The organism is Streptococcus sp. A23 (assembly GCF_043674155.1).
GTDB lineage: Bacteria > Bacillota > Bacilli > Lactobacillales > Streptococcaceae > Streptococcus > Streptococcus suis_V.
In genome coordinates, this window is record NZ_JBIMJP010000004.1 from 35,424 (window position 1) to 61,820 (window position 26,397).

Below are 26,397 nucleotides of genomic sequence, written 5' to 3' on the forward strand. Positions count from 1 at the left end.
CTGAGAAGAAATTCTCGGATTTTCTTTTTGAAAGGTATTAACTAGTGTCTAAAAAAGCTCATATTGACAGCTTTCGAGCGGTTTTACGGAAAAGTTTTTCAAAAATCTTGTATAATTCCTTGACAAGTGCAAACGTTTGCGTTAAACTATGATTGTACTTGAAAGAAAGGAAAACGTTTTTATGGCGAATCGTACCAGTGGAATTTTAATGCATATTACCTCACTTCCAGGTAAGTTTGGTATCGGTACTTTTGGAAAGCCTGCCTATGATTTTGTTGATTTCTTGGTTGAAACCAAGCAGACCTACTGGCAGCTTCTTCCTCTTACAACGACCAGTTATGGGGATTCTCCCTACCAATCATTTTCAGCTATTGCTGGAAATACCCATTTAATTGATTTTGATTTGTTGGCGGAAGAGGATTTATTGGCCAACTTTGATTACCAAGATGTGAACTTTGGGGACAATCCAGAAAAAGTGGACTACGCTTTGATTTACGAAGCACGTCGTCCAATCTTGGAAAGAGCTGTTAAAAATTTCTTGACTGATGACAAGCGTAAAGTAGCCTTTCAAGAGTTTGAAAAAGCTAATTCATCATGGCTAAATGACTATGCAGAGTTCATGGCAATTAAAGAACATTTTGGCAACAAGGCCCTACAAGAATGGGATGACAAGAAAGTTGTTGCCAGAAACGAAGAAGCCTTGGCCAAGTATCGTTTAGAGTTAGCAGATCAAATCGACTACTTCAAAGTCACTCAATACTTCTTCTTTAGCCAGTGGAAGCAGTTGAAGGACTACGCCAACAAAAACCACATCAAGATTATTGGAGATATGCCCATTTACGTATCGGCAGATAGTGTGGAAGTTTGGACCAAGCCACAACTCTTCAAGCTTGATAGCGAACGCAAGCCACTTTATGTGGCAGGCGTACCAGCGGATAACTTCTCTGCGGACGGTCAGCTCTGGGGTAACCCACTTTATGATTGGGAGCAACATGAAAAGACTGGCTACAACTGGTGGATTTACCGTATTCACGAGAGCTTCAAGATCTACGATGTCTTGAGAATTGACCACTTCAAAGGCTTTTCTGACTACTGGCAGGTAGCTGGAGATGCTAAAGTTGCCAAGGTTGGCACATGGGAGCCAGGCCCAGGCTACAATCTTTTCAAGGCAGTTAAAGAAGCCCTAGGGGACCTGCCGATTATTGCAGAGGACCTTGGAAATATCGATGCTAAGGCACGCAAGTTGCTGGCAGACTGCGGCTACCCAGGTATGAAAATCTTAGAATTTGGCTTCTTTGATGTGACAGGGCAGAGCATCGACATCCCACACCGTTGTGTGCCAAACTCAATCGCCTATACAGGTACCCATGATAATGAGGTGGTTAATGGCTGGTATAACAATCTAGAGCCTGAACAACAGGAATTTGTAGATGCCTATACCAACAGAAAACCGATTGAGCCAGTTACTCAAGCCATGCTTCGAACACTGTTTGCAACTGTCAGCGATACAGCTATTGCGACCATGCAAGATGTTCTGGACTTGGGTGAAGACAGCCGTATGAACATGCCTTCAACTGTTGGAGGTAACTGGGAATGGCGGATGAAAGCCGAAGATTTAACCCAGGACCACACAGACTTCTTAGTCAAAATGACTACACTATATCAACGAGGAAATAAAAATCATGAATAACTTTACTACATTTGCAGAAAGCAAAGCCAATAAGAAATTAGCCGACATGACCAACGAAGAAATCTATCTTCAGTTGCTCAACTATGTCAAACTATCAGCGGCAGATATGCCAAAAAACACAGGTAAACGCAAGGTTTACTATATCTCAGCAGAGTTCCTTATTGGTAAACTCTTGTCAAACAACTTGATCAACTTGGGTGTCTACAAAGACATTCAGGCAGAATTAGCAGCAGCTGGCAAGTCCTTGGCACAGGTTGAAGACGTTGAACCAGAACCATCACTTGGTAACGGTGGACTTGGCCGTTTGGCATCTTGCTTTGTAGATTCTATGTCAACACTTGGTATCAATGGTGAGGGTGTAGGGCTTAACTACCACTGCGGTCTCTTCAAGCAAGTCTTCAAGGACAACCAACAAGATGCGGAGCCAAACTTCTGGATTGAAAATGACTCTTGGTTGATTCCAACGACAATCAGCTACGATGTACCATTCAAAAACTTCACCTTGACATCTAAGTTGGACCGTTTGGATATTCTTGGTTACAAGAAAGACACTAAGAACTACCTCAACTTGTTTGATATCCAGTCTGTCAACTATGGCTTGATTGAAAATGGCATTACGTTTGACAAGACGGCTATTCAAGAAAACTTGACCCTCTTCTTGTATCCAGATGATTCAGACAAGAATGGTGAATTGCTCCGCATTTACCAACAATACTTCATGGTGTCAAATGCTGCCCAGCTTTTGATTGACGAAGCGATTGAGCGTGGTTCAAATGTGCGTGACTTGGCAGACTATGCTTACGTTCAAATCAATGATACTCACCCTTCACTTGTTATTCCAGAATTGATCCGTCTTTTGACTGAAAAACACGGCTTGGAATTTGCAGAAGCAGTGGCCATCGTTAAGAACATGACTGGTTACACCAACCACACCATCTTGGCAGAAGCCCTTGAAAAATGGCCACTTGAATTCTTGGAAGAGGTAGTACCTCACTTAGTAGACATCATCAGGGAATTGGATGCCTTGGTTGCTAAGGAAGTAGCGGATGTTGCTCTTCACATCATCGACGAGTCTGGTCGTGTGCACATGGCTCACATGGATATCCACTTCTCAAACTCTGTCAACGGGGTTGCGGCTCTCCATACTGAAATTTTGAAAAACTCTGAGTTGAAAGGTTTCTACGAGCTTTACCCAGAGAAATTCAATAACAAGACAAACGGTATCACCTTCCGTCGTTGGTTGGAATTTGCTAACCAAGATCTTGCAGACTACATCAAGGAATTGATTGGCGATGAATACTTGACAGATGCGACTAAGCTTGAGAAATTGTTGGCCTTTGCTGATGACAAAGAAGTTCATGCTAAGTTGGCGGAAATCAAATTTAACAATAAATTGGCTCTCAAACGTTATTTGAAAGACAACAAAGGTATCGAACTGGATGAAAATTCTATTATTGATACACAAATCAAACGTTTCCACGAGTACAAACGCCAACAAATGAACGCTTTGTATGTTATCCACAAGTATCTTGAAATCAAGAACGGTAATCTGCCAAAACGTAAAATCACGGTTATCTTTGGTGGTAAGGCAGCACCTGCTTACGTGATTGCCCAAGACATTATTCACTTGATTCTCTGCTTGTCTGAGTTGATTAACAATGACCCAGAAGTCAGCAAGTACCTCAATGTTCACTTGGTCGAAAACTACAACGTAACTGTTGCTGAAAAATTGATCCCTGCGACTGACATCTCTGAACAAATCTCATTGGCTTCTAAAGAAGCATCAGGTACTGGTAACATGAAATTCATGCTCAACGGTGCTTTGACGCTTGGTACTATGGACGGTGCCAACGTGGAGATTGCAGAGTTGGCTGGTATGGACAATATCTATACATTTGGTAAGGATTCAGATACCATTATCGACTTGTACGACAAGGCTGGTTACGTATCTTCGGACTATTACAATGGCGATGCCAATATCAAGCGTGCAGTTGACTTTATCGTCAGCGATGAAGTACTTGCACTTGGTAATGAAGAACGCCTGAGCCGTCTCCACCATGAACTCATCTCTAAAGACTGGTTCATGACCTTGATTGACTTGGCAGAATACATTGAAGTCAAAGAGCAAGTCTTTGCTGATTACGAAGACCAAGATGCTTGGAACAAAAAAGTTGTCCACAACATCGCCAAAGCAGGATTCTTCTCTTCTGACCGTACAATCGAGCAGTACAACGAAGACATCTGGCACAGCAAATAATACTTACATAAAAGACAAATCACTTCGGTGGTTTGTTTTTTTTACTCTTTCACCGAAGTTTAAGCCTTGTAGATACGGCGTTTGAGGGTATTTTTGATAGTCTGTTTGAAAATGATGTGAACACTTTTTCCTTGACAATGGGCTTCACTTACTTTAAGATAGAGTTTATAAAAAGTGACAACACTTAAATTTTATAATGTAGCCACTTCGAGAAAGGAGTTCACATGACATTACTAGAAGTGAAAAATTTGACCAAAGTATTTGGTAAAAAGCAGAAGGCTGCCCTTGAAATGGTCAAACAGGGAAAATCAAAAACAGAAATTTTGAAGAAAACAGGTGCCACCGTTGGGGTCTACGATGCTAATTTTTCAATCCAAGAGGGCGAAATTTTTGTCATCATGGGTCTGTCGGGCTCAGGGAAATCAACTTTGGTGCGGATGCTCAATCGTTTGATAGAACCATCATCTGGTAGCATTGTCTTGGATGGTCAAGATATTTCAAAAATGAACGCTGAAGAGCTGCGGCAGGTGCGTCGCCACGATATGAACATGGTTTTCCAAAGTTTTGCCTTATTTCCACATAAGACGATTTTGGAAAACACAGAGTTCGGTCTGGAATTGCGTGGGGTATCAAAAGAAGAACGTCAGGCAGCGGCTGAGAAGGCATTGGAAAATGCAGGCTTGTTGGTCTTCAAGGATCAATACCCAGACCAACTGTCTGGTGGGATGCAACAGCGTGTCGGCTTGGCTAGAGCCTTGGCCAACAAACCGAAAATTCTCTTGATGGATGAGGCTTTTTCAGCCTTGGACCCGCTTATTCGTCGTGAAATGCAGGATGAGCTCTTGGATTTGCAAGCTAGCAATCAGCAAACCATCATCTTTATCAGTCACGACCTCAACGAGGCCTTGCGAATTGGTGATCGTATTGCTCTGATGAGGGACGGGAAAATCATGCAAATCGGTACTGGTGAGGAAATTTTGACCAATCCGGCCAATGATTTTGTTCGTGAATTTATGGAAGATGTCGATCGTTCCAAGGTCTTGACGGCACAAAATATTATGATTAAGCCGATTACGGCAACGGTTGAATTGGACGGGCCGCAAGTTGCTCTGATGCGCATGCGTACAGAGGAGGTTTCTATGTTGATGGCAACCAATCGTCGTCGGGAATTGGTGGGAGCCTTGACCGCAGATGCTGTTATCGAGGCGCGTCGTAAGGGCTTGCCACTGTCTGATGTCATTGATAAGGACGTTCTGACGGTTTCAAAAGATACAGTGATTACAGATATTATGCCTCTGATTTATGATTCGTCGGCGCCGATTGCCGTGACGGACGAGCACAATAAGCTCCTTGGGGTTATTATTCGCGGGCGCGTGATTGAAGCCTTGGCTAATATTCCAGATGATGGCACTGCGTCAGAAACAGAGGAAAACTAGAGAAAGAGGTTAGATATTTTGGATTTATTGCAAGAAAAACTACCAGTGGCAGAGCTGGTAGAGGCCTTGACCAGTTGGTTGACCACGACCTTCGCAGGGCTGTTTGATATACTACAAGCCATCGGGAGTACCTTGATGGACTGGATCACCAACACCTTATTGTTCATTCATCCGCTCCTATTTATCGGATTAGCAACTGTAGCTGTATGGTTTTTGGCACGAAAAAAATGGCCCCTTCCAGTCATGACTTTCTTGGGCCTGCTCTTTATTTACAACCAAGGGTTGTGGGATGAATTGATCAACACCTTGACTCTGGTCATCGTAGCCAGCCTGATCTCGATTGTTATCGGGGTTCCTCTGGGAATTTGGATGGCCAAGAACAATACGGTCAAGAAAATTGTCAATCCGATTTTGGACTTTATGCAGACCATGCCGGCCTTTGTTTATCTGATTCCGGCGGTAGCCTTCTTCGGGATTGGCATGGTGCCGGGTGTCTTTGCATCAGTGATTTTCGCCCTACCGCCGACAGTTCGGTTTACTAATTTGGCGATCCGTGAAATTTCGACAGAGTTGGTTGAGGCAGCGGATGCTTTTGGTTCAACGTCGGCTCAGAAATTGTTTAAGGTTGAATTGCCCTTGGCTAAAAATACCATTATGGCTGGTGTCAATCAGACCATGATGTTGGCCCTGTCCATGGTGGTTACTGGTTCTATGATCGGGGCGCCAGGTCTGGGTCGTGAAGTCCTGTCTGCCCTTCAGAAGGCGGACATCGGGAATGGATTTGTATCTGGTATTTCCTTGGTTATCTTAGCGATTATCCTTGACCGTGTCACTCAGGCTTTCAATGCCAAACGTGAAATTGGACAAAAATCGTCAACCAACAAGTGCATCGCTCTAGCGGCCTTGCTGGTATTTGTCGGAGCAGCTTTGGGACGAAGCTTCCTAGCCTTGACTTCCGGAAATACAGAGCAGGGACAGACGGTGACCATTTCCCATACTCAGTGGGATACTGAGGTGGCGTCGACAACTGTCATTGCCAAGGTCTTGGAAGAGGCGGGCTACCACGTAAAAATGGTACCGCTGGATAATGCCGTCATGTGGCAGTCAGTTGCAAACGGGGACTCGGATTTCTCAGTCAGTCCTTGGTTGCCGGTCACACAGGCGTCGCTCTATGACAAACATAAGAACCAATTAGATGATTTGGGACCAAATATGGAAGGGACTAAGCTCGGATTGGTTGTCCCAGCCTATATGGATGTGACTAGCATTGCGGACCTGTCTAATCAGGCGACCACAACTATCACAGGGATTGAGCCCGGTGCTGGAATTATGGAGGCGGCTGAAAATGCCCTGCAAGACTATGGAAACTTGTCTGGTTGGGAATTGACCAAGGCCTCTACAGGTGCCATGACAACCGCTTTAGAAAAAGCGATTGCTAACCAAGACGAAATCATCGTAACGGGCTGGTCTCCGCACTGGATGTTCTCCAAATATGAATTGAAATACTTGGACGACCCAGAAGGTTCATTTGGTTCGACAGAAAATATCCATACGATTGCACGGAAAGGTCTACAAGAGGATATGCCTCAATTGTACCAAATTGTGGATAATTTCCACTGGACCTCTGAGGATATGGAGTCCATTCTTTTGGATATGAATGAGGGGATGTCTCCTGACGATGCCGCTCAAAAATGGATTGATGTCAACCGCGAAACGGTTGACCAATGGTTGAATGAGTAAGATAAGTCTATAGTGATAAAACCAGTTGTTCGTATTTGTACAACTGGTTTTTCATTTTGTCGAATGGAGAAAAAAACTAGTAGAGAATGTCAACAGTCAGGTGGTAAACGTTTACAGGTAGCGGATGTTTTTGTATAATAATATAAAAAACAAAAAATGGAGGTAACTATGAAAAAGCATAGCTATTTGTACTTAGCAGGTCTTGCGCTTGCTATGGCGACAAGTCCATGGGCTACAGTCAAGGCCAATACGGAACCTGTTTCACCAGAAACAGGCACCAGTCTTGAAGCTGTGAATGTACCGATTGCCAGTTCCACAGACTTATCTGCAACTCCAGCTAGTGAGGAGCTTAACACTGGTGAACAAGCTGTAGATGCAGAGACGCAAATCACTAGCATGATTGACGACATGTCTACACGGCAAAAAATCACGCAGATGTTGATGCCGGATTTTCGTAAGTGGCAGACGGAAGGTAGCGAAGTGGTGAGCGACCTGACGGTTGTTAATGAAGAAATTGCAGAAGCGATTGATGGGTACGATTTTGGTGGCGTTATCCTCTTTGCGGAAAACGTAAAGGAAACGGAACAAACCCTCAATCTTACACAGGATATGCAAGCAGCTGCAGTTGGAAATAAGGCTCAGAATGGGAATATCCCTCTCTTGATTGCTATTGACCAGGAAGGGGGAATTGTTTATCGTCTGGGTTCAGGTACGGCCCTACCAGGGAATATGGCATTGGGTGCCACCCGTGATCCAGAGTTAGCTAGACAGGCTGGTGAGATTATCGGTAGGGAATTATCTGCTTTGGGTGTCAATGTGGATTTTGCGCCGGTATTGGATACAAATAATAATCCTCAAAACCCTGTTATCGGTCTGCGTTCCTTCTCATCTAATCCTGAACTTGTTGCCTCCCTAGGAATTCCTTTGATGCAGGGAATTCAGGCCCATAATGTGGCTGTAGCAGCTAAGCATTTCCCAGGCCATGGGGACACCGCAACCGACTCTCATACAGGTCTTCCTCTGGTAGATAAGTCAATGGAAGAATTGGCAGCCTTAGAATTAGCTCCGTTTAAAGCTGCCATGGATGGCGGAGTGGACATGATTATGACAGCTCATATCCAATACCCACAGATTGAGAAAGATACCTATGTTTCTAAAAAATCTGGCGAAGAAATTCATATTCCTGCTACCCTGTCTGATGATATTTTGACAGGCATTGTCCGCAATCAGTATGGCTATGATGGAATTATTGTTACGGATGCTATGGGTATGGACGCCATTTCTCAAAACTTTGGGGAATCCGAAGCAGCGATCATGGCCATACAAGCAGGTGTGGATATTGTCTTGATGCCAACAGTTTTGAGAAACAAGCTTGATTTAGCTAAAATCGATGCTATTATTGATGACATCGAAGCTGCAGTGGCGCAGGGACACATTACAGAAGGCATGCTGGATGATTCTGTTCGACGGATTTTACGTTTGAAAGCAAAACGCGGCGTATTGGACTTTGACTTGGCGGCAAGAACTGCAGAGGCAGCCAACCAGGCGGTAGGATCTGATTTGAATAGAGACCTGGAAAGACAAATTGCCGCCAGCGCGGTAACGGTGGTTAAGAACGATGATACTATCTTGCCATTTAAGTTGACTGCTGGTGACCATGTCTTATTATTGGGTGCCTATAATAACGAACTTCCTGGCCTTGATTTGGGAATGAGACGCTTGCAGGCGGATGGTGTTATACCAGCAGATGTTACATTTGAAACTGTCAGATACAATGCGGAATCTAGTTCGGAAAGCTTGAAAGAAAGTTTAGACAAAGCGAGTCATATTATCCTTGTGTCGGAAATTGGACGTGAATCTCATTTGGCTAGTGACCATTGGTTGACCAGGGTTCCTACTGAGGTTGTAGATTACGCTAATAGCCAAGGTAAGCTAGTTGTTGTCATGAGTATTTCCAAACCTTATGATGTTGCTAACTATCCAGCTGCTAAGGCAATTGTAGCAGTCTATGGTAACAAGGGAATGGATCCAACGGAGGCTCTCCGACCAGATAATGCGTTCGGTCCAAATATTCCAGCTGGGGTAGAAGTTATCTTTGCCGGCCTACCACACAAGGGTAGCTTGCCTGTAGACATACCTCTGATTAAGGATGGATTGCTCAGTACAGACCAGGTTGCCTACCCAATTGGTTTTGGATTGAGTTATGATGAGCCTGCCAAAGGAATTTTAGCCGTTCTTCCGGAAGCAGCTAAAATTGGTCAGGAATTCCCTGTGACACTAGAGTTGGGCGATCTCAAAGGCATTGAAAAAGGTACTTACCAAATTCGTTTACACTTTGATCCGGCTCTAGTAGATGGAGTTCTTTCAGAGGGAATCAAGCTTGAAGGGAATACCTTTGTGGTTGAAAAAGAAGCTGGTGATTTATCATCTATTGCATTGAGTCTCAAGGCTAAGACAAGTGGGTCAGTTGCACCGATTCTATTTGTGGAGCTGGTTGACCAGCTTGGACGAATCTTTAGCCTGGGGCAAGCAGCTTATCAAGGGCTGACGGTTTTAGTTACTTCTGATAGCAAGGTGGTTACAACGACTCCGATAGATAAAGACGTTAAGGACCAGACGGCCGAATCTAACAAGGACTCAAACAAGGATGAGGTTTCTACTGAGTCTACTGTTTCTGCTGAGGAAGAAAGCAAGAAAATGGAAACTACAACAACTCAACCAGTCCTGCCAAATACTGGTGACAGTCAAAATATTTCCTTCTTGTTGCTAGGCTTGACCGGCTTGGCATCCTTGGCTGCTTTAAAAAAGAAAAGAAGCTGAGCTTATCAGAAAGGCAGTGAAGTCTGATATCACTCCTTGAAAGTAAAATGCTCAAGGTGTAATAAGGACAAACATCGTTTCGGTGTTTGTCTTTTTTAGCGCTCACGACACAAGAAAACCCAGTGCCTATACACTGGGTTGAATAGAGAGAATGGGCTGATCACCGTTTGGCCATTGAAACAAAGGTAACCTTGTCTGGTCGGTAGGTAATGGTGCCGTACTGGAAGGGACGGCCGTCTGCTAAATAGGTGGTACTGGTAACAGAGATCACCATGTCGTAGCCTGCCAGGTCTAGCAGGCTTTTTTCTTCTTCTGTCGCAAAGCGGAAGGAAATTTCTCGGCGGGAATGGGAAATTTCTAAGCCAAGGTCGTTTTCCAAATACTGATAAATCGATTTTTCAGCGATTTCCTTGCTGAGATAGGGAACAATCCTGCGGTCAAAGTAGGAAATCTCATACTCTAATCGCTCACCGTCGATAGTCCGAACGCGGCTGACACGGTAGAGATCCGTTTTTTCATCCACTTCTAATTCCTTCATGACCTCTGGCTGGCCTTGTACGATGTAGAGATTGGTCAGTTGGGTCTGGACTTGATGATGGGCAGAGCGGTTGAGTTCACTAACAGTCTTCAATTCGGACACAAATGGTTTTCTGACTAGGTTATGGTCCAATATAATGGAATTTCTCCCTTGACGTTTTTGGATATAGCCGTCCATTTCCAATAGAGATAGGGCCTTGCGGATGGTGTCCTTGGAATAGGAATAAATCTCCATCAGCTCATTCTCTGTAGGCATCTCTTGATTGGCCTGCCAGAGATTTTGTTCAATTTTTTCCTTGATGTCAGCATAGACTTTTTTGTATTTACTCATTGGGGATAACTTCCTAGCTTGCTATTTATCGCTAGTATATCATAAAAAATGCCAAAGGTCAGTATTCTAAGTCCAGATAAACTTTTACGTAAAATATTTTAAATTATTCCGTAAAAGTGTTGACAAGTGAAAACGTTTACGTTATAATAAGGCTACAAGTTGAAAAGGTTTTACGAAGTAAATAGAAAGGAGAGATATGAAATTACTAACAGTCAATGTTCATGCCTGGCTAGAAGATGACCAGCATGAAAAATTGGATATTTTAGCTCAGACCATTGCCCAAAAGCAATATGATGTAATTGCTCTTCAGGAAGTCAATCAGCTGATGACAAGTCCTCTGGTGACCAAGGACTTACGGCAAGACAATTATGGTCTGGTCCTGCTTGAGAAACTGAGAGAGCTTGGAGTGACAGACTATTCCTATTTCTGGTCCAATTCCCATATTGGTTACGATAGATATGATGAAGGAATTGCCTTCTTGACTAAACTACCTGTCTATGAAGTAGATGCCTTCTACTGTAGTCAGAACCAAGACCTGACATCAATCTTATCTAGAAAAATCATCGGTTTGACAGTCTTGCACGAGAAGGAATGGATTGACATTTATTCTTGTCATATCAATCTTCCTGACAGTAAAGAAGAAAATCAGTTGGAGAATATTCGCTCGATTGTGGAACGGACAAGTTCGGGACGTTTGAAAATTCTAATGGGAGATTTCAATACGGATGCCCTGTCAAATCCACAAGCCTATCAAGCAATCAAGGACTTAGGTTTATATGATAGTTATGATTTGGCTGAGAAAAAGGATAGGGGAATCACCGTTGAAAAAGCCATTGATGGGTGGGCAGGTCATAGTCAGGAAAAACGTCTGGACTATGTGTTCTTAAATCAGAAAAGACAGGTTCAATCCAGTCGTGTGATTTTCAATGGAGATAATCTTCCCATTATTTCAGACCACTTTGGTGTGGAAGTTAACATTAGTATTTAAAGGTCAACTGACCAAGAAAAATTTAGGAGAAACATATGAAAAAATTTCTTAGTTTCGAATTTTGGCAAAAATTCGGTAAATGTTTGATGGTAGTGATCGCCGTTATGCCGGCGGCAGGTCTGATGGTTTCTATCGGAAACTCGATTCCACTAATCAGTCCTGAATCAGAATTGCTCATTCGTATTGGGAATATCATTGCCCAAATCGGTTGGGGGATTATCGGAAACCTTCACTTGCTCTTTGCTTTGGCAATCGGTGGTAGCTGGGCTAAGGAAAAAGCTGGCGGTGCTTTCTCGGCAGGTCTTGCTTTTATCTTGATTAACTTGATTACAGGTCATTTCTTCGGTGTAACTACTGATATGTTGGCAGATGCGACTGCGACTGTTAGCACAGTCTTTGGGACAGAAATTCCAGTATCTGGATACTTTGTCAATATCCTTGGTCAGCCTGCTTTGAACATGGGTGTCTTTGTAGGGATTATTGCTGGTTTTGTAGGTGCGACTGCTTACAACAAATACTACAACTATCGCAAGTTGCCAGATGTATTGACCTTCTTTAACGGCAAACGCTTCGTACCATTTGTGGTTATCTATCGCTCAGTTCTTGTAGCGCTAGGATTAGCTATCTTTTGGCCAGTTGTTCAAACAGGAATCAATAGCTTTGGTAAATGGATTGCAAGCTCACAGGATACAGCACCAATTCTTGCACCTTTTGTTTATGGTACCTTGGAACGTTTGCTTCTTCCATTTGGTTTGCACCACATGTTGACCATTCCAATGAACTATACATCACTTGGTGGTACCTATGACATCTTGACAGGTGCACAAGCAGGTACACAAGTATTTGGACAAGATCCACTCTGGTTGGCTTGGATTACAGACTTGATTAACCTCAAGGATGCTGGTGATTTGACTCAGTACAATGACCTTCTTGCCAATGTAACGCCTGCTCGTTTTAAAGTAGGTCAAATGATTGGTTCCTCAGGTATTCTCATGGGCTTGACCCTTGCTATGTACCGTAATGTTGATGAGGATAAGAAGAAAAAATATCGTGGTATGTTCCTTTCGTCTGCTGCAGCTGTCTTTTTGACAGGTGTAACAGAACCAATTGAGTTTATGTTCATGTTTGCGGCAATGCCACTCTATGTAGTCTATGCATTTGTACAAGGTGCGGCTTTTGCGATGGCAGATATTGTCAATTTGCGTATGCACTCATTTGGTAATATCGAATTCCTTACACGTACACCGATGGCGATTAAAGCCGGAATTGGTATGGACGTTGTCAACTTTATCTGGGTAACAGCCCTCTTTGCAGTTGCAATGTACTTCATTGCCAACTTCATGATTCAAAAATTCAACCTAGCAACAGCTGGACGCAATGGCAACTATGATACAGAAACAACAGATGTGGTTTCAAACTCAAACGTAGATACTGCGGATGCCAATTCACAAGTGGTACAAATCATCAACTTGCTTGGTGGTCGTGATAATATCGCAGATGTGGATGCTTGTATGACTCGTCTTCGCGTTAGTGTTAAAGATGTGGCACAGGTTGGAGATGAAAATGCTTGGAAACAGGCTGGTGCTATGGGCTTGATTATCAAAGACTCAGGTGTTCAAGCAGTCTACGGACCAAAAGCAGATGTTCTCAAATCAGACATTCAAGACTTACTAGAATCTGGCGTAGCCATCCCTCGTACGGAAATTGTTGCGACTGAAACAGTAGTTGAGGAAGCACAATTCAAGGGTGTGGCCGAGGCAGTTTATGCTGTTGCTGAAGGGCAAGCCATTGCCATCACAGAAGTGAAAGATCCGGTCTTCTCACAAAAAATGATGGGCGACGGTTATGCAGTTGAGCCTAGCTCCGGCAATGTTTACGCACCAGTTTCAGGTATTGTAACCAGTGTCTTCCCAACAAAACACGCTGTCGGTATTTTGTCTGACAAGGGTGTAGAAGTGTTAGTTCACGTTGGTTTAGACACAGTTGCACTAAACGGTGCTCCATTCTCAACTAAGGTAACAGATGGTCAACGTGTTGAAGCAGGGGATTTGCTCCTTGTTGCAGATTTGGAAGCCATTCGCTCAGCAGGACGTGAAACAACTATCGTCGTTGCCTTCACAAACACAGCAGAAATCAAATCTGTCAGCCTTGGCAATCTTGGACAAGTGAGCAAAGATAGTCAAGTTGCGACAGTTGAGTTGTAAAAAGTAAAAGACAAGTTCATGTGAGCTTGTCTTTTGTTTTAAAAATCTTCTCAATCCTTGCCATTTATGGTATAATAAAGCGATTTTATAAAATGTAGGAGGTTCCCCATGGGACGTAAATGGGCCAATATTGTAGCTAAGAAAACCGCAAAAGATGGTGCTAACTCAAAAGTTTACGCAAAATTTGGTGTTGAAATCTATGTAGCAGCGAAAAAGGGTGACCCAGATCCAGAAACAAACTCAGCGCTGAAATTTGTTATCGACCGTGCTAAGCAAGCGCAGGTTCCAAAACACATCATTGACAAGGCCATTGACAAGGCAAAAGGAAACACAGACGAAACCTTCGTGGAAGGTCGTTACGAAGGCTTTGGACCAAACGGTTCTATGATTATCGTTGATACTTTGACATCAAACGTAAACCGTACCGCAGCCAATGTTCGCTCTGCCTTTGGTAAAAATGGCGGTAACATGGGTGCTTCTGGTTCAGTATCCTTCATGTTTGATAAAAAAGGTGTAGTTGTATTTGCTGGTGATGATGCAGATGCCATCTTCGAATTGCTCCTTGAAGCAGATGTCGAAGTCGATGACGTAGAAGCAGAAGACGGCACAATCACTGTTTATACAGCACCAACTGATTTGCACAAGGCAATCGTGGCACTGAAAGAATCAGGAATCCAAGAGTTTAACGTTACTGAACTGGAAATGATTCCACAATCAGAAGTATCACTTGACGGCGATGACCTCGCGACATTTGAAAAACTTTATGATGTCCTTGAAGACGACGAAGACGTCCAAAAAATCTACACGAATGTAGATGGCTTTTAATAAAAATGACTGTCCGGGGGACAGTCATTTTTATTAAAAGGTTGGAAATGAGAACCAGCGGCAGACGATTCTCATTGTACGTGGGACGTCCTAAAAGGTTGGAGATTGGAACTGCCGGTAGGCAGTTTTCTTTATACTCAAAAGTCCGGGTGACAGTCATTTTTATTTTCAGCTGTCCATAAGGACAATTTTTGGCTTAAAAGGTTGGAAATTAGGATTGCTGGAAGGCATCCTTTTTTTGTCACTTCATAGTCCGGGGGACAGTCATTTTTGTTAAAAGATTAGAAATTGGAATTGTCTAGAGGCAGTTCTTTTTCTGCCCTTGTTTTTTTCAAAAAGAAAATCCCGCCTTCTTAGAAATAAGGCATGCCTATTTCCATTGGGCCAGGATTTGTTTGTGGTGATGGTGGAGCGGTCCGACCTTTTCTAGTAGGTAGGTCGCAGCAAGGCCGACCAGTAGACCAGACAGGATGCCGGTGATTGATAAAATTGGCAGGTAGTTTAAAACGTAGAAGGAACGAGCGATGCTGGCAAAGACAAGCAGTTGTCCCAGATTGTGGAGCATGCCCCCCAGTATGGAGATGCCGATAGGGCTGACCCGTTTAGGTCCCAGTTGCTTTGAGGCGAGCATACCAAGATAGCTTAGGGTGACTCCAGCAAAACTGTAGAGAAAGGTAGAAAAAGTGCCGCCTAGAAAGGTAGCAATCAGCAGGCGAAGGCCCACAACCTTTAAGCTGTCTTTGGTAGGAAGGGTGAAAATGGCAATCAGGCTAATGAGATTTCCCAGCCCTAGCTTGGCACCCGGCGCAAAGGCAAAAGGAGGAGTGATCAAGCGCTCAATGAGCGAAATGACCACAGCCTGAGCTGCCAGCATGGTGATAAAATTTAAGGTTTGTTGTTTCCGGTTCACCAGTTCTCGCCTCCTTTCAACAGATTGACTCGTGTCTATTCTTATCATTCTATCTTACTTTTTTTTTCTCAATCTGGCAAGCTTCCTCATAGATATTACTAGTTATTGAAATAGGGGCTTGAATTTTCTTCTATAAAAGTATATAATAATCTAATGTAAATCGTTTCTATTTTCACAAGGAGGACACATTGTGACGAAAAATATTGTGATTGTTGGTGCTGGTTATGCAGGGATTGCAGCAGCACGTTTGCTCGGAAAGACATTTAAAAAGGACTCGGATGTAACCGTTACCCTGATTGATAAGAATTCCTTCCATACCTATATGACAGAGCTCCATGAGGTGGCTGCTGGTCGTGTAGAACCTAATGCGATTAAGTATGATTTGCAACGCATTTTTGCCAAGTATCCTAAGGTTGACTTGGTAACTGATAAGGTTTTGGAAATCGACTATGATAAGAAACAGGTCATTGCTGAGCACCAGACCTTGGACTTTGACTACCTCTTGTTGGCTATGGGGGGGGAGGCCAATGACTTCGGTGTTAAAGGTGTTAAAGAGCATGGATTCACCCTCTGGTCAATTGAAGCGGCAGAGCGCTTGCACGATCACATGGTGGATGCCTGCTACCGTGCCATGCGTGAGCATGATGAGGCAAAACGTCGCGCCCTCTTGACCTTCACTGTTATCGGTGCAGGTTTCACTGGTATTGAAATGATTGGTGAGCTTATTGATTGGGTACCGATCCTGGCCCGTGAGTTCAAGCTTGATCCAAAAGAATTCTCGCTCAAGGTTGTTGAGGCAATGCCAAATATCTTGGCCATGGTGACTGAGAAAGAACAAGTTAAGGCTAAGAAATACCTTGAGAAAAAAGGTGTTGAATTGGTTCTCGGTGACGGTGTTGCTAGCGTACAAGAAGACAGCCTGACCCTGTCATCAGGTCGCCAAATTCCGACCTACACCTCTATCTGGACAGCCGGTGTTCAAGCCAACACAGACGCTGCAGAGTTCGGAATTGAACGTGCGCGTGCAGGACGTCTGGTTGCCAACGAGTACATGGAAGCAAAAGGCCGTGAGAACGTCTATGTTGCCGGTGACTTGGTTTACTTTGAAGAAAGCGAAGGCAAGCCAACACCGCAAATCGTACAGGCTGCTGAGCAGACAGGTCACACAGCTGCAAGCAATATCGTTGCAGCCATTAAGGGTGGCGAAAAACATGCCTACAAAGGTAAATACGACGGCTTCATGGTATCTATCGGTGCCCGTTATGGCGTAGCCTTCTTGATGGACAAGTACCACATGTCAGGTTTCCTGGCTATGGCTGTCAAACACATGGTCAACTTGCTCTACTTCTTTACCATCCGTAGCTTCTTCTACATGGGTGCCTATGTTCGTCATGAATTCTTTGATATTCAGAACAAGCGTAATATCTTCGGTGGCCATACTTCTGGTAAGGGCAATCTCCTTTGGTCTCTACCAATGCGCCTGCTCTACGGTTCAGTTTGGCTTTATGAGGGTGTGAAAAAGGCCTTTGGTCTTTTCGGTACGACTTCATGGTTCGGTGACCAAGTTGTCTTCCCATTCCCATGGTTGGCAGATCCTGTTTCTGGAGCATCGGCTGCAGAAACTGTATCTGGAGCGTCTGAGGTAGTAGCAGAAATGGCAGATCCAATCTTTGGTCTCAGCTATGCTTATGGTGAAACGCCGATGACGGTCTTGGAATCAATGCCAGATTGGTTTGCGTCAATTATGGAATTTATGATGCCTAACCAAGAAGTTGCTCTCTTCATGCAGAAATTCATGACCATCACCGAAATCGGTATCGGTTTGGCTTTGATTGGTGGTGCCTTTGTATGGTTGGTATCTGCCATCACAGTTATGTTCGTTATCATGTTTAGCTTGTCTGGTATGTTCTACTGGGTTAACATCTGGTTCATCCCGGCGGCAATCTCGCTCATGAACGGTGCCGGTCGTGCCTTTGGTTTGGACTACTGGATTATGCCATGGTTGGGTCGCTTCCTTGATAAGCTCGTCTATGGTAGACCCAAGCATATTTATCGTAAGAATGACAAAAAATAAAGGACAAATAAGAACTAGTGGTACATGAAATTTGGAAGGCCTATCCTGAGGTTGAAGCTGGATTAGAGCAGGTCAAGGCTATCATCAAATCTGAGATGGTAGTCTTGCACCCTGATGTAAAAGAGAAAATTGATCAGTACATCGATGCTCCTGGTAAATACCTCAGGGCAGGTCTTTGCCTTTTTTTAGCCAGGGAGACAGAAGGCCAGATAGTTCCTGCCAAGCTCTATTTTGCTGCTCATCTGGAGGTTCTGCATTTGGCGACCCTCATTCATGATGATGTGATTGACCAGGCTGACTACCGTAGAGGTATCCAGGCTGCCCACATTCAATTTTCCAATCGTATTGCTATTTATGCAGGAGATTATCTCTTGGCCTATGCAGGTCGTCTCTTGGCCCAGGGGCTCCGGCAATTGGACCTTGAAGAAAAAGACGTTCACCTGGCTCACCATAAAATCGTCGAATGGATTTTGAGGGGGGAGCTGGAGCAACTCCTGAATGCCTATAATGTGAACATGACGCCAAGGGCTTATTTAAAGCAAATTCAAGGGAAAACGGCTAGTTTATTCGGATATGCCTATCAATTGGGCCTCTTCTATCCTGGACAGTCCTTGCGTCATGCGCGCCAGGCCTATCGAGCAGGCCGTGATTTGGGAATGGCCTTTCAAATTCGTGATGATTTGATTGACTACAAACTAGATTTGTCAGAGTCTGGCAAGCCAGGCTTGCAGGATGTCCAAAATGGTATTTATACCCTTCCCCTGTTGTTAGCTTTACAAGACAATGAAGACCTGGCTGCTGATTTCGAGGAGTTGGTCAATGAATCTAGTCCTGAAAAGTTGACAGACTTGCACCAAAAAATTCTAGCTACGTCTGCTCTTGAGCGGACGGAGATAATCCTAAACCAGTATCTGGACAGGTCCTCTAGGCATTTGAGAAAGCTTTCTCCACAGGCTGCAGACTCGGTAAACGCTTTTTTGGGTGATTTCTTTCACAAATATTTCTAAAAACACTAGACATTTTTGGAAAAAAGTTATATCATAATATAAGAAAAACAAATAATTCCAAAGGAGTATTTATATGAAATCAACAAAATTGATGTTGAAAAGTGTCTTGGTTCTTGGTGCAGCCCTTACTTTGGTAGCGTGTGGTGCTAAAGAAGAAGCAGCAACAACAGCTTCTTCTGCTGAAACTGCAGCTTCTGAAGCAACTGCAACAGCAACTTGGAAAGATGGTACTTACAAAGCTGAGTCTGATTTCGATGAGCGCGGTTGGAAGTTTGTACATGAAATTACTATCAAAGATGGTAAAATCACTGCTTCAACAGCTGACTATGAAAATGCTGACGGTGCTTTGAAGTCTGAAGACGAAGAGTACAACAAAAACATGGAAGCAAAATCAGGTATCTCATCTAAAGATGCAACTGACAAGCTTGACGAAGAACTTCTTGCAGCTCAAAGCGCAGATGTAGAAGTTGTATCTGGTGCGACTAATACTTCTGAAAACTTCAAGAAATCAGTTGAAGAGCTCTTGAAAGCTGCTGAAGAAGGAAATACTGAAACAGTAAAATTGACATTTGAATAATCTATTCAAAAACAAGAGGGAAACACGGTAGCCAGCCTACTGTGTTTTCTATTTAGAGAGGATAATCTATGAAAAAAGCGCTAAGATGGCTCTGTTTGAGTCTTGTGCTGATTCTATTAGTCGCTTGTGGCAAGAAAGAAGAGGCTCTGCCAGTCATCAAAAGTCCCTTGACCCGTAGCGAAAGTCTGCTCCACACCGTGGTCCAGCTCAGTATCTACCATGAAGGTCAGGAAGAGGTTATGGATCGGGCTGTTGCCTATATCAAGGAAATGGAAGGTCTACTATCAACCAACCTTGAGGGAGCAGATGTCTACCGTATCAATCAAGCGGCTGGGAAAGAGCCGGTTGTCGTTGATGAGAGGACCTTTGAGGTTCTGGAAACTGCTATTGAGATGAGCAAGGAAAGCGACGGCCTCTTTGATGTATCTATTGGTGCCGTCAGCAATCTCTGGAAAATCGGAGATCCAGATTCCCGCAAGCCTTCGGACGAGGAAATCAAAGCAGCTCTGCCATTTATTGACTATAAAAAGATCCAGCTAGACAAGGAGAAAAAGACAGTCTTTATTGAGGAGGGGATGACCCTGGAGCTGGGGGCTATTTCCAAGGGCTATATCGCCGATAAAGTACGGGAACTCTTTGCCAGCAAAGCTATCACGACGGCTATCATCAATCTGGGAGGCAACGTAGTGGTTATGGGGGATTCGCCTTCTAGTCAAGATGGCTGGAATGTCGGCGTGCAAGACCCTGATGAAGTGCGTGGAGCTACCGTGGGCTCTGTCCCTGGCACTCACGATTCTGTCGTGACGTCCGGTATCTATGAGCGCTATGTCGAGGTGGATGGGGTCAAATACCACCATATCCTTAATCCCAAGACCGGTTATCCTGTGGAAAATGATATCTCTGGTGTTACAGTCTTTTCGCAATCGTCTATGCAGGGTGATGCCCTATCGACAACCCTCTTCCTTTTAGGAGTGGAAAAGGGGCTTGATTTTATCAATCAACAGGAAGGTGTCGAGGCTGTTTTCATTGATAAAGACCAGGGAGTTCATGTCAGTGATGGTTTAAAAGATTCATTTGAACTAAGCAACGAGGAGTATCATCTTGTCAACTAATAGTAAAAAAGGGCTAACCTTGCCCGTATTCCTAGAATTTGTAGAGCTAAAAACCAAGGTTGCCAGTGTCTTTCCTATGACCATCGGCATTCTTTGGGCTTTCTACCGCTACCAAACCTTCAATTGGCTCAACACCCTGCTCTTTGTCCTGGCTGTCCTTAGCTTTGACATGTGCACAACTGCTATTAACAACAGCATGGATTTTCACAAGGCCAAGGACGAGGTCTATCGTCAAGAGAGCAATGTTATCGGAAGGTTTGCTCTTGATTTCAAGCAGATGATTGGTATCGTCCTCGGTCTGCTGGTCTTTTCAAGCCTGGTTTCCCTTATCTTAGTTTGGCAGACCAGCTGGTTGCTCTTGCCTATGGGGGCTCTTTGTTTTTTGATTGGGATTTTCTACACCTTCGGTCCCATTCCGCTTTCCCGCATGCCGCTGGGCGAGGTGTTTTCTGGAGTGACCATGGGGTTGGGGATTTTCTTCCTAGCTGTCTTTATCCAGGCGCCTGACAGTCTTCTACTTGCTCGTTTGGATGGGCAATGGCTGAGCTTGCAAGTTGATTGGATTAAGGTTTTGGAAATTCTCTTCATGTCCTTGCCCTTGGTGACCTTGATTGCCAATATCATGCTGGCCAATAACACCTGCGACCTGGAAGAGGATATCCGCAACCACCGCTATACCTTGGTCTATTATATCGGAAAGAAACATGCGCTCCAACTTTATTTTACTCTTGCTAGTCTGCCCTGGTTGCTCTGGTTGATTTATTGCCTGACAGGATTTTTGCCAATCTGGGCCTTGCTCGGGCTACTTGGAATCATTTCTGCCTACAAGAGTTTAAAGAGATTCCTGAAAAAGCAGGTGAAGGGAGAAACCTTTATCGAAGCTGTGAAAAGCTTTGTCCTCTTTGCAGCTATCTATGTCTTGTTTTTAGTAGTAGCCATTATCTTTTGGAGCTGGAAATAGTAAATGATAGAATCAGTCTTCGGGCTGATTCTTTTCTGCTTTTATATGCTATACTAGAAGAGAATTGAGGTGGATGGAATGTCACGAACACAAGAAGAACGCTTGATAGAACTATATGAAAAGGGAGTGCTAACCAAGGCAGAAGCACGGGCTCTGTTTCTGGAATTAGACCAACAGCCGGAATTTCTCTTGGAGGATGAAAAAGCTAAATTGAGCTTTAGTCTGACCAATCTCAAGGTATTTTCTTCCAATAAGCGCAAGCAAGAATATAGCTTTGACGGAATCGAATCTCTTTTTCTCAATATCCTAGCAGGGCGTTTGACCGTGACCCAATCCAAGACGGACCAGGTGGGCCTTGAGATTATCTATCAAGAAAATGCACCTGAGGAAAAACTCCCCCAGCTCTATGTGGAGAAAAAGGGTCTCTATTTTTCTAGTAGTCTGCCCTGCAAACTGACTATTAGCTTGCCTCAGCGCTGGATGTCGGTCTTTGACCTGGACCTGGGTCAAGCAGATGCCCGCTTGGATTACCTGCCTTTTGAAGACATCTCCATCCGAAGTTCGAAGGATAAAAAACAACAGGATATCCGTTTGAACACATGTGGTGGTTATGCCCAACATCTCTATGTCCAGCTGGATCAAGCACCCTTGATATTGCAGGCTGGAAAGGGGCAAGGAATTCAAGGAAAAATTGAATCGGAGACTGGACAAATTCGAGTCAATCGCCGGAAAAAAATCAGTCCCTACCGATTTGAGAAATCAGGCGATGATGTGCTCTATATCCGTGCTCAGACTGGTCAAAGTGCCTTTTATGTGAAAGGAATAAAAGATGTCGATTGAATTATATAAATGCAAACAGGGAAAAGTCTTAGCTGGTGTACTGGCTGGCCTAGCCCACAAGCTGGGCTGGGAAGTCTGGCTGGTTCGTGGCTTATTCTTAGCCAGTCTATTGATCGGTAGAGCTTCCTTGCTAACCTTGGTCCTCTATATAGCAGGTGCCTATTTTCTTCCCTACAAGGAAGAGCAGGATGCTGAGCGTTATGGAATGGGCCCACGAAAAATCAAGGATGCTGAAAAAATTCGGAAAAACTGGTTTTAAGAACAGAGTTTGGGAGCTTTCTTCCAAACTTTTTCTTATTTGTTACCAATTAGTGTTGCTTATGGTATAATATACTGAGAACCGTATTCACAGCTCGGTACCTGAGATAAGGCTTGTTTTTCTCGAAATACAGTCAGTATTGCAGCAAAAACGGCTTTGATGTGAAAAAACGATTTTTTATTTAAAGGTACCGTACTTGTGGATACAATTTCAGAAGCGAAAGAGAGGGAATGCATGACAGTATATGTAAAAGATTTGGTAGATAATCTGCGGATTGAGCCTGCGTATAGTACAGAAGAGTTGTTGCGTAAGGAAATTACAACAGCTGATATTACGCGTCCAGGCTTGGAGATGACGGGCTATTTTGACTATTACGCTCCAGAGCGGATTCAGCTCATGGGGATGAAGGAGTGGTCTTATATGATGGCCATGACAGCCCATAACCGCTATCAGGTCCTGTCGCAGATGTTTCAGCCGGAAACGCCGGTGATTATCGTAGCCCGTGATTTGGAAATTCCTGAGGAGATGTACAAGGCGGCCAAGGAAAAGAAAATTGCGATCTGCCGTAGCAAGACAGCGACCAGTCGTTTGTCTGGGGAATTATCTTCTTTCCTAGATAGTCGTTTGGCCCAACGGACCAGTGTTCACGGAGTTCTCATGGATATTTATGGCATGGGTGTTCTCATCCAGGGAGATTCTGGTATCGGTAAGAGTGAAACTGGTTTGGAATTGGTTAAGCGTGGTCATCGCCTGGTAGCGGATGACCGTGTGGATATTTTTGCTAAGGATGATGTGACTCTGTGGGGTGAGCCAGCAGAAATTCTGCGCCACCTATTGGAAATCCGTGGGGTCGGTATCATTGATATCATGAGTCTCTATGGTGCGAGTGCCGTTAAGGATTCATCAGAGGTTCAGTTGGCGGTTTATCTGGAAAATTATGAAACAGGCAAGGTCTTTGACCGTCTGGGCAATTCAGGCGACACCATCGAGATTGCAGGTGTTGAAATTCCGCAAATCCGTATCCCTGTCAAAACTGGTCGAAACATCTCTGTCGTGATTGAAGCAGCTGCTATGAACTACCGTGCCAAGCAGATGGGCTTTGATGCGACCAAGATGTTTGAAGAACGCTTGACCAACTTGATCGAAACAAACAAGGAAGAGGTCTAGTATGGGGCCAATTGCTATTCAATTAGGGCCTCTGGAGATCCGCTGGTATGCAATCTGTATTTTGACAGGCTTGATTCTAGGTGTGTATTTGGCATCGAAAGAGGCACCTAGAAAGAAAATTTCTTCAGATGATATCCTGGATTTTATCCTCTGGGCTTTTCCTATTTCAATCATTGGGGCTCGCATTTACTATGTCGTCTTTTCCTGGGACCAGTATAAGGACAACTTGCTGGATGTCATTGCCATTTGGAATGGTGGGATTGCTATCTATGGTGGTCTGATAACTGGTGCCTTGGTCCTCTATTTCTTTACCAGATACCGGTTTATCGAGACCCTGGACTTCCTGGATGTGGTAGCACCATCGGTTATGCTGGCACAGGCTATTGGCCGCTGGGGCAATTTCTTTAACCAGGAGGCCTATGGTGCAGAGGTAGCCAACTTGGACTACCTACCAAGCTTTATTCGAGACCAGATGTTTATCGATGGTGCCTATCGTCAGCCGACCTTCCTCTTTGAATCTGTCTGGAATATCCTTGGTTTTGCTCTCATCTGTGTCTTGCGTAGAAGACCGAAATTCCTCAAGCAGGGAGAAATTACCGCCTTTTACCTGATCTGGTATGGCTGCGGTCGTCTCTTGATTGAAGGCATGCGGACAGATAGTCTCATGTTCTTGGGCATTCGAGTGTCCCAATGGCTGTCGGGACTACTTATCCTAGTCGGTATCAGCATGGTCCTGGTGCGGAGAAGAAAATCTACAGTTCCCTATTATCAATCCTAAAAAGGAGAATATATGTTAATCGAAATTTCAGTATTGATCATTGCCTTGTCCATTGCGGCAGTGGCTATCTACCTGGTCCTGCTCTTGCAAAAAGTCGGCAAGGTGACAGATGAGGCCCAGCAAACCATTAAGGTCTTGACCAGTGATGTCAATGTGACCCTCTTTCAGGCCAATGAAATCCTAGCCAAGACCAATGTCCTGGTCGACGATGTCAATGGCAAGGTGTCAACTCTCGACCCGCTCTTTGTGGCAGTGGCAGACTTGTCGACTTCAGTGTCCGACCTCAATGCCTCGGCGCGTGATTTGACAGTCAAGGCCAAGTCAGCGGGCAAATCAACGGCTAAAGCAGGCGGAGCCCTCTCTGCCCTTACAACAGTATCATCTCTCTTAGGAAAGAAAGGAGCAAAAAATGGTAAAAAAATCTAGTATCGTCACAAGCCTCTTACTGGGTGCAGCAGGTGGAGCGGCAGCAGCAGCTTTTCTGGCCACCAAAACAGGGAAGGCAGTAAAGGATAAGGTGATTTCTTTTGCTAATGACTACAAGGAAAACCATGAAGAAATCAATGCCGACCTAGTCTCTAAGGCTCAGGATTTGGGCAAGCAAGCCACGGATAAATTTACAGAGGTCAAGTCTCAACTGGAAACAGGTGAATTGACGGTCGAGGACCTGGTGCAGACAGGCAAAGAGAAGTCTAAGGATTTGTTTGAATCAATCAAGTCTAAGACAGTCCATGCGCCAACAGTTGATGAAGAAGATGTCGAAGATGCAGTGATTGTGTCTGAAGATATTGAAATGGACATTGCGGACGTCGTAATAGAATCAGTTGTCGAAGCAGTTGAAGAAGACCAGACTTCGGAAACTGAACTCTAATCATAACATGAAAAATTGGGTAGAGCAGTCTATCTAATTTTTTTGTATAGGTTGAAGCATCAGAGTAGACAAAAACACCATGGTTTTCCATGGTGTTTGCCGATTTTTAGCGCTTGTTGGCAGAAATTTCAATCTTATAGTATTTCCAGTGTTTATAAGTCTCTACATATTCAATTACTTCATTGCTGCCACTCTTATGTGTAGTGCGGATTTGAAGAATGCTTGGTTCTTTTGCCTGAAGCTTCAACTGTTCCTTGACATCCTTAGGTGAAGGGAAAACAATTTCATTGGTTTCCACATAAGGTTCCTCAGACATGTGGATATTGAAGTCTAGCTTAAATCGTTGATAGAGCGATTGGAAATGCGAGAGATCTGCTTGAGGCTGTTGAATATATCGAGCAGGGATGTAAGACTGGTGGTAAATATAAGGTTGACCATCTGTTGTACGCACGCGAGAAATCTTGTAATAGAAGTCATTGCTATCCAATTGAAGCTTTTCAAGAATATGAGCTTCATTTCCTTTTTCACAACCCAGCACTGTGACAGTGTCGTTGCCGATAGGGAAAATCTCGATATCAGAAAACTCAACAAGCTTTCCTTTGCGAGAACGAGAAACGAAGGTTCCTTTACCCTGTTGGCGAACGAGGTAGCCGTCCTTAACCAATTCATTGACTGCACGGATAACAGTGATAGAACTTACGTTAAATAGCTTGGTTAACTCAGCTTCGGTGTAAAACTTATCGCCATTCTCAAATTTTCCTGAAATAATTTGCTGACGAAGATCGTTTTGAACTAATTGATACTTAGGTACTTTCATAGTAGGTTTCCTTTCTTTTTCCTAATACTTCCCTTTAACTTTCATTATACTAAATATCTTTAAAATTGAAAACTGGAAATGCTCAAAATTGCTCAAAAATGCACAAATTTCTTTCAAAAATAGGCTTTGAAAAAAATTTAAAAAATTTTACATTTTTTCAAAAAAACTACTGGACATAACCAGTAATTTGTGTTAA

22 protein-coding genes are annotated in these 26,397 nt (G+C 43.9%); 19 read left to right on the plus strand and 3 right to left on the minus strand.

Annotated elements, in window-relative coordinates; translation table 11 throughout:
- Nucleotides 1–181: 181 nt before the first annotated feature.
- From malQ to ACHBIE_RS03350, 5 genes are all read left to right on the plus strand, one after another.
- Entirely contained in the window at nt 182–1,690 is a 1,509-nt protein-coding gene (malQ, locus tag ACHBIE_RS03330) for a 4-alpha-glucanotransferase (RefSeq protein WP_105123412.1), read from the plus strand.
- Nucleotides 1,683–3,947, plus strand: a complete 2,265-nt coding sequence (gene glgP, locus ACHBIE_RS03335) for a glycogen/starch/alpha-glucan family phosphorylase (protein ID WP_394732710.1) — start codon at nt 1,683–1,685, stop codon at nt 3,945–3,947. The genes malQ and glgP overlap by 8 nt, the downstream gene beginning before the upstream one ends.
- Before the next feature lie 224 nt (nt 3,948–4,171).
- Nucleotides 4,172–5,383, plus strand: coding sequence for a glycine betaine/L-proline ABC transporter ATP-binding protein (locus tag ACHBIE_RS03340; protein ID WP_105111176.1), 1,212 nt, complete (start codon nt 4,172–4,174; stop codon nt 5,381–5,383).
- 15 nt (nt 5,384–5,398) lie between these two features.
- Nucleotides 5,399–7,123: a glycine betaine ABC transporter substrate-binding protein gene (locus ACHBIE_RS03345; RefSeq protein ID WP_172068049.1), complete on the plus strand. Its 1,725-nt coding sequence runs from the start codon at nt 5,399–5,401 to the stop codon at nt 7,121–7,123.
- A gap of 213 nt (nt 7,124–7,336) precedes the next feature.
- A complete protein-coding gene (locus ACHBIE_RS03350; protein ID WP_394732753.1) occupies nt 7,337–9,943 on the plus strand; it encodes a glycoside hydrolase family 3 N-terminal domain-containing protein in 2,607 nt (868 codons plus the stop codon).
- 160 nt (nt 9,944–10,103) lie between these two features.
- On the opposite strand, the gene ACHBIE_RS03355 is transcribed toward ACHBIE_RS03350, so the two are convergent.
- Nucleotides 10,104–10,811 (minus strand): GntR family transcriptional regulator, encoded by a 708-nt coding sequence (locus ACHBIE_RS03355; protein ID WP_394732711.1) that lies wholly within the window; start codon nt 10,809–10,811, stop codon nt 10,104–10,106.
- A 196-nt stretch (nt 10,812–11,007) separates the two neighbouring features.
- Between ACHBIE_RS03355 and ACHBIE_RS03360 the strand changes: the two genes are divergently transcribed.
- From ACHBIE_RS03360 to ACHBIE_RS03370, 3 genes are all read left to right on the plus strand, one after another.
- Nucleotides 11,008–11,799 (plus strand): endonuclease/exonuclease/phosphatase family protein, encoded by a 792-nt coding sequence (locus ACHBIE_RS03360; RefSeq protein ID WP_105123417.1) that lies wholly within the window; start codon nt 11,008–11,010, stop codon nt 11,797–11,799.
- Nucleotides 11,800–11,834: 35 nt separating this feature from the next.
- Nucleotides 11,835–14,003, plus strand: a complete 2,169-nt coding sequence (locus ACHBIE_RS03365; RefSeq protein ID WP_105123418.1) for a PTS transporter subunit IIBC — start codon at nt 11,835–11,837, stop codon at nt 14,001–14,003.
- Between the two features lie 108 nt (nt 14,004–14,111).
- Nucleotides 14,112–14,828 carry a YebC/PmpR family DNA-binding transcriptional regulator gene (locus tag ACHBIE_RS03370; protein WP_394732712.1) on the plus strand — a complete coding sequence of 239 codons (717 nt, stop codon included), beginning with the start codon at nt 14,112–14,114 and terminating at the stop codon, nt 14,826–14,828.
- A 370-nt stretch (nt 14,829–15,198) separates the two neighbouring features.
- On the opposite strand, the gene ACHBIE_RS03375 is transcribed toward ACHBIE_RS03370, so the two are convergent.
- Nucleotides 15,199–15,738 (minus strand): Gx transporter family protein, encoded by a 540-nt coding sequence (locus ACHBIE_RS03375; RefSeq protein WP_394732713.1) that lies wholly within the window; start codon nt 15,736–15,738, stop codon nt 15,199–15,201.
- 190 nt (nt 15,739–15,928) lie between these two features.
- On the opposite strand from ACHBIE_RS03375, the gene ACHBIE_RS03380 reads away from it, so the two are divergent.
- From ACHBIE_RS03380 to ACHBIE_RS03430, 11 genes are all read left to right on the plus strand, one after another.
- On the plus strand, nt 15,929–17,812 hold the full coding sequence (locus ACHBIE_RS03380) for an NAD(P)/FAD-dependent oxidoreductase (protein WP_394732714.1): 1,884 nt from the start codon (nt 15,929–15,931) through the stop codon (nt 17,810–17,812).
- 17 nt (nt 17,813–17,829) lie between these two features.
- Nucleotides 17,830–18,819 carry a polyprenyl synthetase family protein gene (locus ACHBIE_RS03385; protein ID WP_105111185.1) on the plus strand — a complete coding sequence of 330 codons (990 nt, stop codon included), beginning with the start codon at nt 17,830–17,832 and terminating at the stop codon, nt 18,817–18,819.
- 73 nt (nt 18,820–18,892) lie between these two features.
- Nucleotides 18,893–19,396 carry an FMN-binding protein gene (locus ACHBIE_RS03390; RefSeq protein ID WP_172094648.1) on the plus strand — a complete coding sequence of 168 codons (504 nt, stop codon included), beginning with the start codon at nt 18,893–18,895 and terminating at the stop codon, nt 19,394–19,396.
- A gap of 68 nt (nt 19,397–19,464) precedes the next feature.
- Nucleotides 19,465–20,508 carry an FAD:protein FMN transferase gene (locus ACHBIE_RS03395; RefSeq protein ID WP_394732715.1) on the plus strand — a complete coding sequence of 348 codons (1,044 nt, stop codon included), beginning with the start codon at nt 19,465–19,467 and terminating at the stop codon, nt 20,506–20,508.
- Nucleotides 20,498–21,469 carry a 1,4-dihydroxy-2-naphthoate polyprenyltransferase gene (menA, locus tag ACHBIE_RS03400; protein ID WP_394732716.1) on the plus strand — a complete coding sequence of 324 codons (972 nt, stop codon included), beginning with the start codon at nt 20,498–20,500 and terminating at the stop codon, nt 21,467–21,469. The genes ACHBIE_RS03395 and menA overlap by 11 nt, the downstream gene beginning before the upstream one ends.
- 78 nt (nt 21,470–21,547) lie before the next feature.
- Nucleotides 21,548–22,309, plus strand: coding sequence for a hypothetical protein (locus tag ACHBIE_RS03405; protein WP_172059510.1), 762 nt, complete (start codon nt 21,548–21,550; stop codon nt 22,307–22,309).
- Nucleotides 22,299–22,568, plus strand: a complete 270-nt coding sequence (locus ACHBIE_RS03410) for a PspC domain-containing protein (RefSeq protein ID WP_105111189.1) — start codon at nt 22,299–22,301, stop codon at nt 22,566–22,568. Before ACHBIE_RS03405 ends, ACHBIE_RS03410 begins: the two co-directional genes overlap by 11 nt.
- Before the next feature lie 234 nt (nt 22,569–22,802).
- A complete protein-coding gene (hprK, locus tag ACHBIE_RS03415) occupies nt 22,803–23,735 on the plus strand; it encodes an HPr(Ser) kinase/phosphatase (protein ID WP_105111190.1) in 933 nt (310 codons plus the stop codon).
- A gap of 1 nt (nt 23,736) precedes the next feature.
- The gene (lgt, locus tag ACHBIE_RS03420; RefSeq protein ID WP_105111191.1) at nt 23,737–24,513 is read left to right on the plus strand and encodes a prolipoprotein diacylglyceryl transferase; all 777 of its coding nucleotides are present in this window, start codon (nt 23,737–23,739) and stop codon (nt 24,511–24,513) included.
- 12 nt (nt 24,514–24,525) lie between these two features.
- Complete coding sequence (locus tag ACHBIE_RS03425) at nt 24,526–24,939, plus strand: DUF948 domain-containing protein (protein WP_105111192.1); 414 nt, start codon at nt 24,526–24,528, stop codon at nt 24,937–24,939.
- Complete coding sequence (locus ACHBIE_RS03430) at nt 24,923–25,384, plus strand: YtxH domain-containing protein (RefSeq protein ID WP_105111193.1); 462 nt, start codon at nt 24,923–24,925, stop codon at nt 25,382–25,384. Before ACHBIE_RS03425 ends, ACHBIE_RS03430 begins: the two co-directional genes overlap by 17 nt.
- 106 nt (nt 25,385–25,490) lie before the next feature.
- On the opposite strand, the gene ACHBIE_RS03435 is transcribed toward ACHBIE_RS03430, so the two are convergent.
- Entirely contained in the window at nt 25,491–26,201 is a 711-nt protein-coding gene (locus tag ACHBIE_RS03435; RefSeq protein WP_105111194.1) for a GntR family transcriptional regulator, read from the minus strand.
- Nucleotides 26,202–26,397: the final 196 nt, after the last annotated feature.

Coding starts and splice junctions, on each gene's coding strand:
- ACHBIE_RS03355 (WP_394732711.1), bottom strand. CDS start 10,811: ATGAGTAAATACAAAAAAGTCTATGCTGACATCAAGGAAAAAATTGAA.
- hprK (WP_105111190.1), top strand. CDS start 22,803: ATGACAGTATATGTAAAAGATTTGGTAGATAATCTGCGGATTGAGCCT.
- lgt (WP_105111191.1), top strand. CDS start 23,737: ATGGGGCCAATTGCTATTCAATTAGGGCCTCTGGAGATCCGCTGGTAT.
- ACHBIE_RS03350 (WP_394732753.1), top strand. CDS start 7,337: ATGGCGACAAGTCCATGGGCTACAGTCAAGGCCAATACGGAACCTGTT.
- malQ (WP_105123412.1), top strand. CDS start 182: ATGGCGAATCGTACCAGTGGAATTTTAATGCATATTACCTCACTTCCA.
- ACHBIE_RS03390 (WP_172094648.1), top strand. CDS start 18,893: ATGAAATCAACAAAATTGATGTTGAAAAGTGTCTTGGTTCTTGGTGCA.
- ACHBIE_RS03370 (WP_394732712.1), top strand. CDS start 14,112: ATGGGACGTAAATGGGCCAATATTGTAGCTAAGAAAACCGCAAAAGAT.
- ACHBIE_RS03425 (WP_105111192.1), top strand. CDS start 24,526: ATGTTAATCGAAATTTCAGTATTGATCATTGCCTTGTCCATTGCGGCA.
- ACHBIE_RS03405 (WP_172059510.1), top strand. CDS start 21,548: ATGTCACGAACACAAGAAGAACGCTTGATAGAACTATATGAAAAGGGA.
- glgP (WP_394732710.1), top strand. CDS start 1,683: ATGAATAACTTTACTACATTTGCAGAAAGCAAAGCCAATAAGAAATTA.
- ACHBIE_RS03360 (WP_105123417.1), top strand. CDS start 11,008: ATGAAATTACTAACAGTCAATGTTCATGCCTGGCTAGAAGATGACCAG.
- ACHBIE_RS03430 (WP_105111193.1), top strand. CDS start 24,923: ATGGTAAAAAAATCTAGTATCGTCACAAGCCTCTTACTGGGTGCAGCA.
- ACHBIE_RS03395 (WP_394732715.1), top strand. CDS start 19,465: ATGAAAAAAGCGCTAAGATGGCTCTGTTTGAGTCTTGTGCTGATTCTA.
- ACHBIE_RS03340 (WP_105111176.1), top strand. CDS start 4,172: ATGACATTACTAGAAGTGAAAAATTTGACCAAAGTATTTGGTAAAAAG.
- ACHBIE_RS03410 (WP_105111189.1), top strand. CDS start 22,299: ATGTCGATTGAATTATATAAATGCAAACAGGGAAAAGTCTTAGCTGGT.
- ACHBIE_RS03435 (WP_105111194.1), bottom strand. CDS start 26,201: ATGAAAGTACCTAAGTATCAATTAGTTCAAAACGATCTTCGTCAGCAA.
- ACHBIE_RS03365 (WP_105123418.1), top strand. CDS start 11,835: ATGAAAAAATTTCTTAGTTTCGAATTTTGGCAAAAATTCGGTAAATGT.